The 12,609-nt window shown below is 61.6% G+C and carries 17 protein-coding genes and 1 pseudogene; 13 read left to right on the top strand and 5 right to left on the bottom strand.

The genetic code is table 11. The features are described from left to right. Window positions 1-52 precede the first annotated feature (52 nt). The 10 genes and pseudogenes from BEN49_RS01975 to BEN49_RS01935 all read left to right on the top strand — a co-directional run bounded on the left by BEN49_RS01975 (window position 53) and on the right by BEN49_RS01935 (window position 6,191). Window positions 53-376: a nucleotidyltransferase domain-containing protein gene (locus BEN49_RS01975; protein ID WP_070740017.1), complete on the top strand. Its 324-nt coding sequence runs from the start codon at window positions 53-55 to the stop codon at window positions 374-376. After that, window positions 363-599, top strand: coding sequence for a HEPN domain-containing protein (locus BEN49_RS01970; RefSeq protein ID WP_070740014.1), 237 nt, complete (start codon window positions 363-365; stop codon window positions 597-599). The genes BEN49_RS01975 and BEN49_RS01970 overlap by 14 nt, the downstream gene beginning before the upstream one ends. Window positions 600-620: 21 nt before the next feature. Next, on the top strand, window positions 621-770 hold the full coding sequence (locus tag BEN49_RS27490; protein ID WP_158022718.1) for a hypothetical protein: 150 nt from the start codon (window positions 621-623) through the stop codon (window positions 768-770). A 40-nt stretch (window positions 771-810) separates the two neighbouring features. Next, window positions 811-2,054, top strand: a pseudogene (gene odhB, locus BEN49_RS01965) (2-oxoglutarate dehydrogenase complex dihydrolipoyllysine-residue succinyltransferase); the annotation flags it as partial. Between the two features lie 102 nt (window positions 2,055-2,156). Then, on the top strand, window positions 2,157-2,705 hold the full coding sequence (locus tag BEN49_RS01960) for a DUF4126 family protein (protein WP_083325678.1): 549 nt from the start codon (window positions 2,157-2,159) through the stop codon (window positions 2,703-2,705). A 326-nt stretch (window positions 2,706-3,031) separates the two neighbouring features. Continuing rightward, window positions 3,032-3,529, top strand: a complete 498-nt coding sequence (locus BEN49_RS01955; RefSeq protein WP_262490167.1) for a Crp/Fnr family transcriptional regulator — start codon at window positions 3,032-3,034, stop codon at window positions 3,527-3,529. Further along, window positions 3,517-3,687: a hypothetical protein gene (locus BEN49_RS27485; RefSeq protein ID WP_158022717.1), complete on the top strand. Its 171-nt coding sequence runs from the start codon at window positions 3,517-3,519 to the stop codon at window positions 3,685-3,687. Before BEN49_RS01955 ends, BEN49_RS27485 begins: the two co-directional genes overlap by 13 nt. Window positions 3,688-3,992: 305 nt before the next feature. Next, the gene (gene lpdA / locus BEN49_RS01945) at window positions 3,993-5,399 is read left to right on the top strand and encodes a dihydrolipoyl dehydrogenase (RefSeq protein ID WP_070740008.1); all 1,407 of its coding nucleotides are present in this window, start codon (window positions 3,993-3,995) and stop codon (window positions 5,397-5,399) included. Window positions 5,400-5,469: 70 nt separating this feature from the next. After that, window positions 5,470-5,862, top strand: a complete 393-nt coding sequence (locus BEN49_RS01940; RefSeq protein ID WP_070740005.1) for a HEPN domain-containing protein — start codon at window positions 5,470-5,472, stop codon at window positions 5,860-5,862. A 17-nt stretch (window positions 5,863-5,879) separates the two neighbouring features. Next, complete coding sequence (locus BEN49_RS01935) at window positions 5,880-6,191, top strand: nucleotidyltransferase domain-containing protein (RefSeq protein ID WP_158022716.1); 312 nt, start codon at window positions 5,880-5,882, stop codon at window positions 6,189-6,191. Window positions 6,192-6,248: 57 nt separating this feature from the next. Here BEN49_RS01935 and BEN49_RS25210 read toward each other — a convergent pair whose 3' ends face one another. After that, on the bottom strand, window positions 6,249-6,662 hold the full coding sequence (locus BEN49_RS25210) for a DUF3805 domain-containing protein (RefSeq protein ID WP_158022715.1): 414 nt from the start codon (window positions 6,660-6,662) through the stop codon (window positions 6,249-6,251). A 49-nt stretch (window positions 6,663-6,711) separates the two neighbouring features. On the opposite strand from BEN49_RS25210, the gene BEN49_RS01930 reads away from it, so the two are divergent. Beyond that, window positions 6,712-7,020: a transposase gene (locus BEN49_RS01930; RefSeq protein ID WP_070740000.1), complete on the top strand. Its 309-nt coding sequence runs from the start codon at window positions 6,712-6,714 to the stop codon at window positions 7,018-7,020. Continuing rightward, complete coding sequence (locus tag BEN49_RS01925) at window positions 7,017-7,907, top strand: IS3 family transposase (RefSeq protein ID WP_070739996.1); 891 nt, start codon at window positions 7,017-7,019, stop codon at window positions 7,905-7,907. The genes BEN49_RS01930 and BEN49_RS01925 overlap by 4 nt, the downstream gene beginning before the upstream one ends. A gap of 214 nt (window positions 7,908-8,121) precedes the next feature. Here BEN49_RS01925 and BEN49_RS01920 read toward each other — a convergent pair whose 3' ends face one another. Continuing rightward, window positions 8,122-9,612, bottom strand: coding sequence for a nicotinate phosphoribosyltransferase (locus tag BEN49_RS01920; protein ID WP_070739993.1), 1,491 nt, complete (start codon window positions 9,610-9,612; stop codon window positions 8,122-8,124). A 103-nt stretch (window positions 9,613-9,715) separates the two neighbouring features. Here BEN49_RS01920 and BEN49_RS01915 point away from each other — a divergent pair, with 103 nt between their 5' ends. Beyond that, on the top strand, window positions 9,716-10,441 hold the full coding sequence (locus BEN49_RS01915) for a DUF1345 domain-containing protein (RefSeq protein ID WP_070739990.1): 726 nt from the start codon (window positions 9,716-9,718) through the stop codon (window positions 10,439-10,441). A 50-nt stretch (window positions 10,442-10,491) separates the two neighbouring features. On the opposite strand, the gene BEN49_RS01910 is transcribed toward BEN49_RS01915, so the two are convergent. Genes BEN49_RS01910 through BEN49_RS01900 form a run of 3 tightly spaced genes read right to left on the bottom strand, consistent with a single transcriptional unit; the run spans window position 10,492 to window position 12,594 of the window. Continuing rightward, window positions 10,492-11,154 carry a response regulator gene (locus BEN49_RS01910; RefSeq protein WP_070739987.1) on the bottom strand — a complete coding sequence of 221 codons (663 nt, stop codon included), beginning with the start codon at window positions 11,152-11,154 and terminating at the stop codon, window positions 10,492-10,494. Between the two features lie 28 nt (window positions 11,155-11,182). After that, complete coding sequence (locus tag BEN49_RS01905) at window positions 11,183-11,515, bottom strand: DMT family transporter (RefSeq protein ID WP_070739984.1); 333 nt, start codon at window positions 11,513-11,515, stop codon at window positions 11,183-11,185. 47 nt (window positions 11,516-11,562) lie between these two features. Then, window positions 11,563-12,594, bottom strand: coding sequence for a sterol desaturase family protein (locus BEN49_RS01900; protein ID WP_070739981.1), 1,032 nt, complete (start codon window positions 12,592-12,594; stop codon window positions 11,563-11,565). Window positions 12,595-12,609: the final 15 nt, after the last annotated feature.

The raw sequence follows: 12,609 nt of genomic DNA, 5'->3' as shown, positions 1-12,609 counted from the left end.
CCAGGGCCCCAGCCGGCGCTTTCCTATTTCTTCCATTCCAAGCTACCCGCTGATGATAACCGAAGCGCAAATCCAGGCCGTGGTGGCCCGCATCGTGGCGGGCTACTCGCCCGACCGGATTATCCTATTCGGCTCCTACGCCTACGGTACGCCCACCGACGACTCGGACCTGGATTTGCTGATCATCAAGCAGAACGCGGAGGCCAAGCGAATTGAGCGGGACCTGACGGTGCGGCACTTGCTTTGGGGGGGGGAGATGCCGCCGATGGATATTTTTATTCGGACGCCGCAGGAATTGGCTGAAGCAGTGGCCCGCATTTACACCGTAGAAGCCGAAGCGGTAGATAAAGGCCGGATTTTGTATGCAGCAGCCTAAGACGCCTATTCAAGCGCAAGTGCTCACTTTTTTGCGTGCGGCCGACCGCGACATGGAAACTGCGGAGTCATTGGCACAGCATTCGCCGCACCTGTACGAGAGCATCGGTTTCAGTTGCCAGCAAGCGGCCGAAAAATATTTGAAGGCTGCGCTGTTAGTGAACAATAAGCCCGCTCCGTTTATCCATGAACTGACCAGCTTGGCCACCGGCTTGGCTGGCTAGGTAGCGTTCAGCCAAGATGATGTGTCGGCGGCCACCATTCTCAACGCTTTTGCCGTAAAGTGGCGCTACGAGAATGACGATGCCCCCGACTTCGCCGTTACTGAATTACTCGGTATGGCGCACCAATTTCGCGATAAGCTCCGGCCGCTGGCCGTAGCTTTTTTACTCTAATTATTCTTCACGTTTTTGCCTCTAGCTTCCCATGCCCACCGAAATCAAAATTCCCGCCGTCGGCGAATCCATCACGGAAGTGACCATTGCCAAGTGGCTGAAAAAAGACGGCGACGCCGTGAAGCGCGACGAGGTAATTGCCGAGCTGGAGTCCGACAAAGCCACGTTTGAGCTGCCCGCCGAGGCCGAAGGCATTCTGCGCCACGCGGCGCAAGAGGGCGAAACCATCGGTATTGGGGCCCTCATTGCCCGCATCGAAGGTGGTGGTGGGGCCCCGGCGGCTGCTCCGGCTGCGGCGGCCCCCGCTGCCCCGGCGGCGGCCGTGCCTATGGCCCAGGCGCCCGCTGCGGCTGGTGCCGCCACGTACGCCACCGGCGTGCCCTCACCGGCCGCTGGTAAAATACTGGACGAGAAGGGTGTGGCTGCCGCCGACGTGGCCGGCTCGGGCCGCGATGGCCGCATCACCAAGGAGGATGCCCAGAATGCGCAGGCCAAGCCCGCGGCCCTGCCGCGCCGCAAGCTGCTCCGGCAGCCCCGGCTCCGGCTCCGGCCGCAACAGCGGCCCCTGGGGCCCCTGCTGGTGGCCGCGGCCAGCGCCGCGAACGGATGAGCAACCTGCGCAAAACGGTGGCCCGCCGCCTGGTATCGGTGAAGAATGAAACGGCCATGCTCACCACCTTCAACGAGGTGAACATGCAGCCCATTATGGACCTGCGCACCAAGTTTAAGGACAAGTTCAAGGAGAAAAACGGCGTGGGCCTGGGCTTCATGTCGTTCTTCACCAAGGCCGTGTGCGTGGCCCTGAAGGAATGGCCGTCGGTAAACGCGCAGATTGACGGTACCGACATCGTATTCAACGACTTCTGCGACATCAGCATCGCCGTATCGGCCCCCAAGGGCCTGGTGGTGCCCGTAATTCGCAACGCCGAGCAGCTCTCGTTCGACGGCATTGAGAAGGAAGTGGTGCGCCTGGCCACGCTGGCCCGCGACAACAAGCTCACCATCGAGCAGATGACGGGCGGCACGTTCACGCTCACCAACGGCGGCATATTCGGCTCGATGCTGAGCACGCCCATCATCAACGCCCCGCAGTCGGCCATCCTGGGGATGCACAACATCATCCAGCGCCCCATCGCCGAGAACGGCCAGGTGGTGATTCGCCCCATGATGTACCTGGCCCTCAGCTACGACCACCGCATCATCGACGGCCGCGAGTCCGTCAGCTTCCTGGTGCGGGTGAAGGAGCTGCTCGAAGACCCCACCCGCCTGCTGTTGGGCGTGTAGGGCCCCCGCGCGGGCAGCGTTATAAAACCAGCCTTCGGGCCGCGGTTTCCGTTAAGGCTACGAGCCGGGCACGTGCGCCCGGTCCGTAGCCTTATCTTTTTTATGAAAGCCAAAAAACTAAAAGCCGCCAAGTTTAAGAAGGATCCCAACTGGCCCAAGCCGGCCCCCACGGCCCGCTTCTGGCCCGTGTTGGGCCTGGGGGCCCTGACTGGTATGCGCGCCACCAGCGGCCCCACCTTCCTCAGCCACTACCTGAGCGGGCAGGCCCGGCCCAAGGGCTTGGCCCAGTCGCCGCTGCGCTTCTTGCAAAACCCTACCGTGGCCAGCACCCTCAAGGGCCTGCTGGGCATGGAGCTGGTGGGCGATAAGTCGCCCAAGACGGGCAACCGCACCGAGCCCCAGCAGGTAGGGGCCCGGGCCGCTTCGGGGGCCCTAGTGGGCGCCACGCTCTACAAAGCCCGCGGGGGCAGCGCCCTGAGTGGGGCCCTGGTGGGCAGCCTGGGGGCGGTGGCCTCCACGTTCCTCACGTTCTGGCTGCGCAAAACCATTAGTGAGCGCACGCACACCAACACGTCGTTGGTGGGCCTGGGCGAAGACGCGCTGGTGGTGGCCGGTGGCTCGGCCTGGGTGGCGACGCAGGCCAAAAAATAGGGCCCTGGCAAGTAGGGCGAAACGTAAAACGCGGCGTGCAAATCTGCACGCCGGGCGTTTTACGTTTGCCGCCGGTTATATAGGTAAAATTGGCAGATGAACAACGGTATATGCCGGTTTAACATTATTTTTCTCGCTTATGTAAAAGCGTCGCGTTAACTTTAGTAAGTTGTATCCATTAGCACTATCCTATGAGCTGCCCTGCCGCACCGACTTGTTCGGATTGCCCCAACCGCAAGGGGGCCCTGTTGGGCTGCTGCCAGCTGGACGAGCTCGGCATGATTGCCGAGAATAAGACGTCGTAGGTGTACCAGAACGGCTAGGCGATTTTTAGCGCGGGCAGCGCCACGCTGGGGATGCACTGCGTGCGCCAGGGCCGCATCAAGGTGACGCGGGTGGGCGGCGACGGCAAGGAGCAGATTGTGCGCCTGTCCAAAGGCGGCAACGTACTGGGCTACCGCTCGCTGTTGACCGAAAGCCGCTACTCGACCTCGGCCGTGGCCCTTGACGACTGCGTGGTGTGCTTCGTGCCGCGCACCGATTTCCTGCGGTTGGTGCACTCCAACGTACCGTTTTCGGTATCGCTGATGCAGTTGATGGCCCAAGGCATGAGCGAGGCTGAGGAACGCATGTTGCACTTGGCCTACAAGCCCGTGCGCGAGCGGCTGGCCGAGGCCCTGCTGCTGTTGCAGCGCACCTACCAAGACGCCGCCGACGCGGCCACGCCGTTCACCATCTCCCCCTCGCGCGACGACCTGGCGGCCCTGGTGGGCACGGCCAAGGAAACGGCCACACGCCTGCTCTCTGAAACTTGCCACAGCTGATGGCGGTGGCGGTGGCGGTGGCGGTGGCGGACACCACGTCGGGCATGAGCCTAGCCTCGCACTCGAACTCGCCGGCCATCAACCCCGACACGGCCGCGGCCTACAACACGGAGGTGGTGAAGCAAAAGCAGAAGGCCATGGCCGCCCTCAAGCTGTAAGGCGAAACGATTGAGGACATCCTGATTTCGCTCACCAACCAACTGCACCTCATCAAGCTGAGCACGAGTGGTAATAAGTTTATCTACTTGGTAGTCAACACGCGCGACACCAACCTGGCCGTTGCCCGCGAAGTGCTGCGCGCCAACGCCGAATGCCTTGATTAGTGGGATAAGGAATGCTGAAAAGCCCAGCCGTATTACGGTTGGGCTTTTTGGATTTTATGGGGCCCCGGGGGGCGCTGGGAGCCTTTGCCACGGCCGGTTTCGCCGTACCTTTAGGCGTTTAACCGACCTTTTCGCTTTATATGAACCAGTACGACGTTACGGTAATCGGTAGCGGCCCCGGCGGCTACGTGGCGGCCATTCGCTGCGCCCAGCTCGGCTTCAAAACCGCCCTGATCGAGAAATACCCCACCCTGGGCGGCACCTGCCTCAACGTGGGCTGCATTCCGAGCAAGGCCCTGCTCGACAGTACCGAGCATTACCACAACGCGCACATCACGTTCAAGGAGCATGGCATTGAGCTGAACGACCTGGCCGTGAACATGAACCAGATGATGGACCGCAAGGGCGGTGTGGTGAAAGCCAACGTGGACGGCATTGCCTACCTGATGAAGAAGAACAAAATCGACGTGCTGGCCGGCGTTGGCTCGTTCATTGACAAGAACCACATCAGCATTGCGCCCACCGGCGGCGGCGAGGCCCAGCAGATCGAAACCAAGAACGTCATCATCGCCACCGGCTCGAAGCCCACGGTGCTGCCGTTCATTCAGCAAGACAAGCAGCGCATCATCACCAGCACCGAGGCCCTCACCATCCGCGAAGTGCCCAAGCACATGGTGGTGATTGGCGGCGGCGTGATTGGCCTGGAAATGGCCTCGATTTACGCCCGCATCGGCGCCAAGGTGTCGGTGGTGGAGTACACCGATAGCCTCATCCCGACGATGGACTTGGCCCTGGGTAAGGAGCTCAAGCGCATTTTGGGCAAAATCGGCATCCAGTTCTACCTCGGCCACAAGGTGACCGGCGCTACCCGCGCCGGCGACATGGTGACCGTGACGGCTACCACGCCCAAAGGCGAGGAGCTGAAGCTGGAAGGCGATTATTGCCTCGTGGCCGTGGGCCGCTCGCCCTACACGGCGGGCCTGAATCTGGAAGCCGCCGGCGTGCAGATGGAAGAGCGCGGCCGCATCAAGGTCGACGCACATATGCAAACCAACGTGCCCGGCATCTACGCCATCGGCGACGTGGTGCGCGGCGCCATGCTGGCCCACAAGGCCGAGGAAGAAGGCACGTTTGTGGCCGAAACCATTGCCGGCCAGAAGCCGCACATCAACTACTTGCTCATCCCGGGTGTGGTGTACACGTGGCCTGAAGTGGCCGGCGTGGGCTACACCGAGGAGCAGCTGAAGCAGGAGGGCAAGGCCTATAAGGTGGGCTCGTTCCCCTTCAAAGCCAGCGGCCGCGCCCGCGCCAGCATGGACACCGACGGCTTCGTGAAGGTGCTGGCCGACAAGACGACCGACGAAATCCTGGGCGTGCACATGATCGGGCCCCGCATCGCCGACCTCATCGCCGAGGCCGTGACGGCCATGGAGTTCCGCGCCTCCGCCGAGGACGTGGCCCGCATGAGCCACGCCCACCCCACCTACGCCGAGGCCATGAAGGAAGCCTGCCTGGCCGCGACGGATAACCGCGCCATCCACATGTAATAGGGCCCCTATAGCACACTAAACGGCCGGAGCTTTTGTAGCTTCGGCCGTTTTTTATTCCTTTACTTTTATGCTAAAGGCTGACCATATCCGGTACTGGAAGGAAACCGCTGAATCGGATTGGTTGGCGGCGCATGACCTTTTTCGTGCCAATCGGCACTTACAATGCCTGTTTTTTGCCCATCTCACGATTGAGAAGCTCAGCAAGGCGCACTGGGTCCAGGACAATGTAGACGACCACCCGCCGCGGACCCACAACATCATTCGGCTGTGGACGGCTACCCAATTGGTAGCTTCTGCGGATCATGAGAATACCGCGGCTGACCTGAACCGTTTTCAGTTAGAAGGCCGTTATCCTGACTATCAGCAAGTCGTTAGCCAGCAGGCAACTGAACAATATACTCGCAGCCTGTTGCAGGAGGCAGAATCACTTCGATTATGGTTACTCAGCAAACTGCCTTAGTTCGTGTCCGGCAATTCTTGGATGAGTTGCAGCAACTGGGTATTCCGCTGCGCCAAGCCATTTTGTTCGGGTCGTTCGCCCGCAACGAACAGCACGAATATTCTGATATTGACTTAGCGTTGGTAGCTGATGGCTTCACCGGAGCGGCATTTATTGACATGAAACCGTTTATCCGCGCTGTTGTCAAGCACGTGGATATCGAGCCGCACACCTTCTCGCCCGAGCAGTTCACGAATTGGAACCCCTTCGTCCAGGAAATCAAGCGCACCGGCATCGTCATTGGCGCTTGGGAACCCAAAGCCACGGATAACCGCGCCATTCACATGTAATAGGGCCCCTGCGGCAAACGCAAAAGCGGCTGAAAATCTAAGAGTTTCAGCCACTTTTTATTGAAGCTTCATGGTATTAATTACTTGCCGTGAGGCGTCGAGGTTCGCATTTTGTGTAGTGGACGCATCTGCAGTGTAGCTACAAAAAGCCTTGCATTTTTTCCCGCCAATTATCCAGATATACAGTAAAGAATCATCTCTGCGCTCAGTATAATAAATTGCTTTCCGATTGGGCAAGGCTACTATTTTGGCTTTGGGATGAATTTCAACTATGCGCTGTAATTCCTCATCAATATCAAAGTTTGGAATGGAATCATTAACTGTTTTATAAGCAGATATTTGGAAGGCCCAACTTGAATCGTCTGCTTTCGTGAGGGTATAAATGCCATCTTCGAATTCTACTTGCCAAGCTTTTGGATAGATTATTCTGAACCATCTATTATCTGATTCGAATTGTCTGGTTTCTTGCATTGAGGTGGTCGGGTAAAAATGGACATGGAGAAAGTAACTTTCCCTTGTCATGGAAGCAGAAAAACCAGCCGGTAGACGGCCGCGAACCAAATATGATGCGGCCTTTCGGACCGAAGCGGTTCGCCGCGTAAACCAGGATGGGCAAGCGGCGACGCGGGTCGCGCAGGCGCTGGGCATGAGCGAGGCCGTGTTGGGCAAGTGGGTGCGGGCAGCTCGCGCCCAAGCCGCTCGTCCAGCAGGTAGCGAGGCGCTGGAGCAGGAAAATAAGCAGTTGCGGGCCCAATTGGCCCGCGCCGAAATGGAGCGCGACATTTTAAAAAAAGCGCTGACCATCTTTTCGCAACCGACGGGCCGATGAAACGCTTCGCTTTCATTGCCTTACACGCTCCCGGTTGGCCCGTACGGCAGCAGTGCCGCTTGCTGGGCGTCAGTCCCAGCGGCTACTACGCGTGGCAAAAGCGCGTCCCCGCTGCGGCAGCCGAACAGGCGTTGCCCGCCTGGCAAGTGGCAGCCCAGCGCGTCTTTGCCACCCACGCCGGCCGCTACGGCCAACGCCGACTGCGCGCCCAACTGCGGCGCGAAGGCCACGCGGTGGGCCGGCAACGTCTGCGCGGTTGGCTCAGCGCCAGTGGCTTACGCGCCCTTTGCACGCGTGCCAGCTCCCGGTCGCCGCGCACTACCCAAGCCGACCCGCAGGCCGTGGCCGCCGCTAACAAGCTCGCCACCTGGCCCGCGGCTACGGGTCCGAACCAAATCTGGGTCGGCGACATCACCTACCTGGCTCTGGCCACCGGGCAGTGGGCCTATTTGGCCTGCTGGCGCGATGCCTTTTCCCGGCGCGTGGTGGGCTGGCACGTGAGCGAGTCGTTGCACACGGACTTGATTCTGACCGCTTTCAACCGGGCCGTGGCCATCTGCCAGCCGCCACCCGGTCTGCTCGTGCACGCCGACCGCGGCAGCCAGTACACCAGCGAGGCGTTTACCACCCTGCTCGACCGTACCCAGGCCATTGCCAGTCTGAGTCGGCCGGGCAATCCCTACGATAACGCCTTGGCCGAGAGCGGCTGGAGCACGCTCAAAACTGAATTGCTACCTCGTGGGGCTTGCTTTACCGATTTGGAAGAGGCCCGCTTAGAATTGGCCGAGTACCTGGACCACTACTACAACACCCAACGCTTGCACTCTGCCCTGGGCTACTGCACCCCACTCGAAATCGAACTCCACTACCTTTTCAACCTACCTTAGCTCGGTGTCCATTTGAACCCGACCACCCCACATATTGGAGCAGTTTGGGAGCATAGCTATAATGAATAATATAGCTGCTAGTAGAATTTTTCGCTCTAGCATCGCAGTACTCTTATTGAATTCTAAAACTACTGGTATTTAGGCCGGTATTCATGTGCCGTGTTCATTCTGGGTGCAACCTGATACCTGCACATTGTTGGGGCCCACAGAGCCCCTACGCCGGGCGCTGGGGGCGCTTGGCCAGGATGAGCTGCGTGCGGTAGTCGTATAGGCTGAGCTCCAGGCCCACGGGGTAGGTATGGGGGTTGAGGAAGCGGCGCACGGTGGGGTCGAGGCTAGCCACTTCCTGGCGGGCGAGGGCGCGGCTTTCAGCCAGAGTGGGCAGGTCGAGTACGCGGCGGCCCTGGCGAAACACGGGCACCAGCAGCTCGCGGAAGGGGGCCCCGGGGCGCACGGGGCGCCGGCGGGTGGCGTCGTTGGGGTCGACGAGCACGAGACGCTCGGGCAGCGGCGCGGCGGTGTTGTAGAGCATGTCGGCCCGCGGGTGGCCCTGCTCGTCGAGGTAGCGGCGCACCTGCAAGATGCCGGGGATGCTGGTTTTGGCAATCTGCTCGCTAAGCTTGATGGTGAAATCCCAGCCGGTACCGTCGGCGGTGCGCAGGGCGGCCAGCTTGTACACGCCCCCCAGGGCCGCCTGGTTGTAGGCCGTCACGAGCTGGGTGCCCACGCCCCAGGTGTCGATGCGGGCCCCCTGCTGCTTGAGGCTGGTGATGAGGTTCTCCTCCAGGTCGTTGCTGGCCACGATGCGCACTTTATCGAACCCAGCCTCATCGAGCAACGCCCGGGCTCCGCGGCTGAGGTAGGCCAGGTCGCCCGAGTCGAGGCGGATGCCGCCCAACTCGTGGCCCTGGGCGCGCATCTTCCGAGCCACTTCGATGGCGTGGCGCACCCCGTCGAGCGTGTCGTAAGTATCCACCAAGAATACCGAATCGTCGGGAAACGCCTGGGCGTAAGCGGTAAAGGCCTCTTCCTCGTTGGCAAACGACATGACCCAGCTGTGGGCGTGGGTGCCGCGCACGGGCAGGCCGTAGCGCTGGCCGGCCAGCACGTTGCTGGTGGCGTCGGCCCCGCCCAGGTAGGCCGCCCGGCTCGCCCCCAGGCCCCCGTCGAAGCCCTGGGCGCGGCGCAGGCCAAACTCCAGCACCTGGTCATCGGGCCCCGCGGCCTCGCGGACGCGAGCCGATTTTGTGGCGATGAGCGTCTGGAAATTGACGAGCGTGAGCAGCGCCGTTTCCAGCAGCTGCGCTTGCAGCAGGGGCCCCTGAATGCGCAGCAGCGGCTCGTTGCCGAATACCACGGTGCCCTCGGGCACGGCGTCCACGTCGCAGGTAAACGTCAAGTCGCGCAGGTAAGCCAGAAAATCGGGCGGGAACAGCGGCGTGCCCTTGCTGCCGCGCAGGCCGCCGAGGTAGGCCAAATCATCGTCCGAAAAGCGCAGGTTTTCCAGCCAGTCCACGGCCAGGGCCAGGCCGGCGGCCACCGCGTAGCCCCCCTGAAACGGCGCCTTGCGGAAGTAGAGGTGGAACACGGCCTCGCGGTCTTGCATGCCCTGGTGCCAGTAGCCGTAGGCCATCGTGAGCTGGTACAAATCGGTGACGAGGGTGAGCGAGGGGGCGTAAAGGCCGGAGAGGGGGGCAGGGTTCATGCCGGCAAAGGAAAGAAAACTTGGGCCGCGGGCCCGCGCCCGGGTCCCACCGGGCCGATAGATTCAGCCAACCCACACCGGCCCGGTCCTACCTTGGGGCCCTATGGCCAAACCCGCTACCCCCGCCGCCCTTACCGAAGCCCTCAGCATCTGGCTGCGCTTGGCGCGCCTGGAGTGGCGCTTTGCCATTGGTGCGGCCGTGGGGGCCCTGGCCGCGTGGCTGGCCCCCGCCTCGATGGGTACCTTAGCCCGCTCCGTAGCCGCCTGGGACGGCTTCGCGGCCGTCAACCTGTTCCTGATTTTGGCGGCCATGCGCACGGCCGATACCGACGACATCCGCCGCGTGGCGGCCAGCGCCGACCTGCCCCGCACGCTGGCTTTTTTGGTGGTGATTGGGGCGGCGCTGGCCAGCCTGGTGGCGGTGGTGGGGCTGCTCGGCACCCTTAAAGACGTGCCCAAGGCGGCCAAAGCCCTGCACCTGGCGCTGGGCCTGGGGGCCGTGGCCCTGGCCTGGACGCTGGTGCACTGCGTGTTCACGCTGCGCTACGCCCATTCGTACTACGACGCTGATGAGCAGGGGCATGACCAAGGGGGCCTGACGTTTCCCGACGACAACGACAAGGAAAAAGATGCGCCCCGGCTCGAACCCAACTACCTCGATTTTGCCTATTTCTCTTTCGTGGTGGGCATGACGGCCCAGACGGCCGACATTGGCATCAGCCGCCGCGAAATCCGCGCCATTGCCCTGCTGCACGGGCTCATCTCCTTCCTGTTCAACACGGCCATCGTGGCCCTCACCATCGGCACCATCGGTGGGGTGCTGAGTTAGGGCCCCGGCCGTTATTCAAAAATAATTAGCTAATTAACAGCGCGTTACTATTAGCTAATAAGGCCCTGTTGGATGGCCAGCTTGATGAGGGCTGCCGTGTTCTTCGCGCCGGTTTTGCCGATGATGTTCTGGCGGTGGGTCTCGATGGTGCGCTTGCTGGTGAAGACTTTGTCGGCGATTTCGCCGTTGGTGAGGCCCTCGGCGATGAGCTTGAGCACCTCCAGCTCGCGGGCTGTGAGGCCCACGCCAGCGGCGGTTTCGGCCAGTTCGCCGCCGGGCCCGGGCATTGGGCCATTGCCCGCGGCCTTGTAAAGCATGCTGAGTCCGATTTCGGTGCACAAAAAACGGTGGCCCATGGCCACGGTGCGGATGGCGTGGGTGATTTCCTGGAAGGCGGCATTCTTCAGCACGTACCCCAGGGCCCCGGCTTGTAGCATGCGCAGTACGTAGTGCTCGTGGTCGAGCATGCTGAGCACCAAAACCTTAACTTCCGGAAAGCGCTCCTGTAGTTCGGGCATGGTTTCGAAGCCGTCGAGTACGGGCATGTTCACATCCATCAGCACCACGTCGGCCGGGGTGGTGGACAGCAGGGCCAGCAGTTCGGCCCCATTAGTGGCTTCGCCCACCAGCTCAATACTGGGCTCGGCGGCGAGCAGCGCCCGCAGCCCATCGCGCAGGATGGCATGGTCATCGGCGAGTATCAGGCGGATCATGGCGGCAGCGAAAAGTGAAATGGGGGCCCTACGCGGAGCGCTTCAGGCCCACGATGCCCACCAGAATGAACCCGATGTACAGCACGTGCCACGCACTGAACGGCTCCTTTAATACGAGGGTATCCACGACTTTGATGCCGACCAGCGCAATGCCCATCCAAACCGCAAAGGCGGTGCTGGCGGGTATCTGGTTCAGGGCCTTGGAGAAGAAAAACACGTTGGCCACGCCAAAGGCCACGTAGCCAATGGCCGGCAGCAGGGCGTAGATGCCGGCCGGAGCCGCGAAAAACTGCGACCAGTCGATGGCCTTGATCTTGGCGACGCTGGTGTATTTCAGGCTGTAGTTCCAGCACACTTCCATCACAGAGGCGATGAATAAGTATACCCAGGCGGAATTAGCAACTAGACTCAAGACAGGGCGTTGACGGGGCGGGAGGACTCGGCCGGGGTAACGGGTGCGGCGGCCGCGGGGTTGTCGTCGGGGCGGCGGGCCACCGTTTCCGGGGCCCCATCGGGTACCTCCCAGCCTTGCAATGCCTTGGCCGCGGGCACGTGCCGGCCCAACCAGCTCAGCACCCGGAAGCGCACGCCGTGGTAGTGCCGGAACAGGGCCGACTTCTCGGCCAGGGCCCCTTCATCGAAGCGGACCACCGAAAAGGCGTGCTGCAAAAAGTAATCTTTCGGAAACGCGTAGGGCAGGCCCCAGCGGATGGGCTTGCGCCCCTCGGGCAGGTAGGCAGTGCCAAACAGCCAATCCCACACCGCAAGCTTGGTGGAGAAGTTGGCGAAGTACACTTCCTCGTGGTCGGCGTGGTGCCACAGGTGCATTTCGGGTCCGTTGATAACGTACTGCAACTTGCCCGAATGCACGTCCACGTTGGCGTGGATGTACATGCCCCACACGGCGTCGATCAGTGCTTTGATGGGCACCACGATGGGGTTGGCCCCCAGCAGGATGATGGGCGCAAACTCGATGGTTTGGTTGATGATGATTTCGACGATGTGCGAGCGGGAGCCGGCCAGCCAGTCCACCTGCTTGCCCGAGTGGTGCGCCTCGTGGGTGCGCCAGAAAAACGCGCTGTTGTGCTGGAAGCGGTGGAACCAGTAGATGTAAAAATCGTGCGTGACCACGAAAAAGCCCACCTGCGCCGCCACCGGCCAGCTGCTCACCCAGTGGAACTGGGCCCCGAAGTGCTTGGCCAGCGGCGCGATGATGAACCCGAAAATGAGGATTTGCAGGAAGTAGCTCTGCACCAGCGTGTACCAGAACAGGTCGAGGAACAACCCTTCGCGGAAGAACGGCAGGCCCTTGCGGTACGGGTACTTGCGCTCGAGCACCAGCAGCACCACTACCGCCAACAGCAAAATGGGCGTGGTGATGACCGTGGTGCGGCCCACCGGGTTCAGGCCTTCGTAAAAGCTGCTTAGCGTCTCCAGCATAACGGGATGGGTTGG

It is taken from the genome of Hymenobacter coccineus, from assembly GCF_001816125.1.
GTDB classification, from domain to species: Bacteria; Bacteroidota; Bacteroidia; order Cytophagales; family Hymenobacteraceae; genus Hymenobacter; species Hymenobacter coccineus.
This window is presented reverse-complemented; position numbering and strand designations above follow the sequence as displayed.

Coding starts and splice junctions, on each gene's coding strand:
- BEN49_RS01920 (WP_070739993.1), bottom strand. CDS start 9,612: ATGAACCCTGCCCCCCTCTCCGGCCTTTACGCCCCCTCGCTCACCCTC.
- BEN49_RS01905 (WP_070739984.1), bottom strand. CDS start 11,515: ATGGAAGTGTGCTGGAACTACAGCCTGAAATACACCAGCGTCGCCAAG.
- BEN49_RS01925 (WP_070739996.1), top strand. CDS start 7,017: ATGAAACGCTTCGCTTTCATTGCCTTACACGCTCCCGGTTGGCCCGTA.
- lpdA (WP_070740008.1), top strand. CDS start 3,993: ATGAACCAGTACGACGTTACGGTAATCGGTAGCGGCCCCGGCGGCTAC.
- BEN49_RS25210 (WP_158022715.1), bottom strand. CDS start 6,662: ATGCAAGAAACCAGACAATTCGAATCAGATAATAGATGGTTCAGAATA.
- BEN49_RS01960 (WP_083325678.1), top strand. CDS start 2,157: ATGAAAGCCAAAAAACTAAAAGCCGCCAAGTTTAAGAAGGATCCCAAC.
- BEN49_RS01930 (WP_070740000.1), top strand. CDS start 6,712: ATGGAAGCAGAAAAACCAGCCGGTAGACGGCCGCGAACCAAATATGAT.
- BEN49_RS01975 (WP_070740017.1), top strand. CDS start 53: ATGATAACCGAAGCGCAAATCCAGGCCGTGGTGGCCCGCATCGTGGCG.
- BEN49_RS01940 (WP_070740005.1), top strand. CDS start 5,470: ATGCTAAAGGCTGACCATATCCGGTACTGGAAGGAAACCGCTGAATCG.
- BEN49_RS01970 (WP_070740014.1), top strand. CDS start 363: ATGCAGCAGCCTAAGACGCCTATTCAAGCGCAAGTGCTCACTTTTTTG.
- BEN49_RS01900 (WP_070739981.1), bottom strand. CDS start 12,594: ATGCTGGAGACGCTAAGCAGCTTTTACGAAGGCCTGAACCCGGTGGGC.
- BEN49_RS01915 (WP_070739990.1), top strand. CDS start 9,716: ATGGCCAAACCCGCTACCCCCGCCGCCCTTACCGAAGCCCTCAGCATC.
- BEN49_RS01910 (WP_070739987.1), bottom strand. CDS start 11,154: ATGATCCGCCTGATACTCGCCGATGACCATGCCATCCTGCGCGATGGG.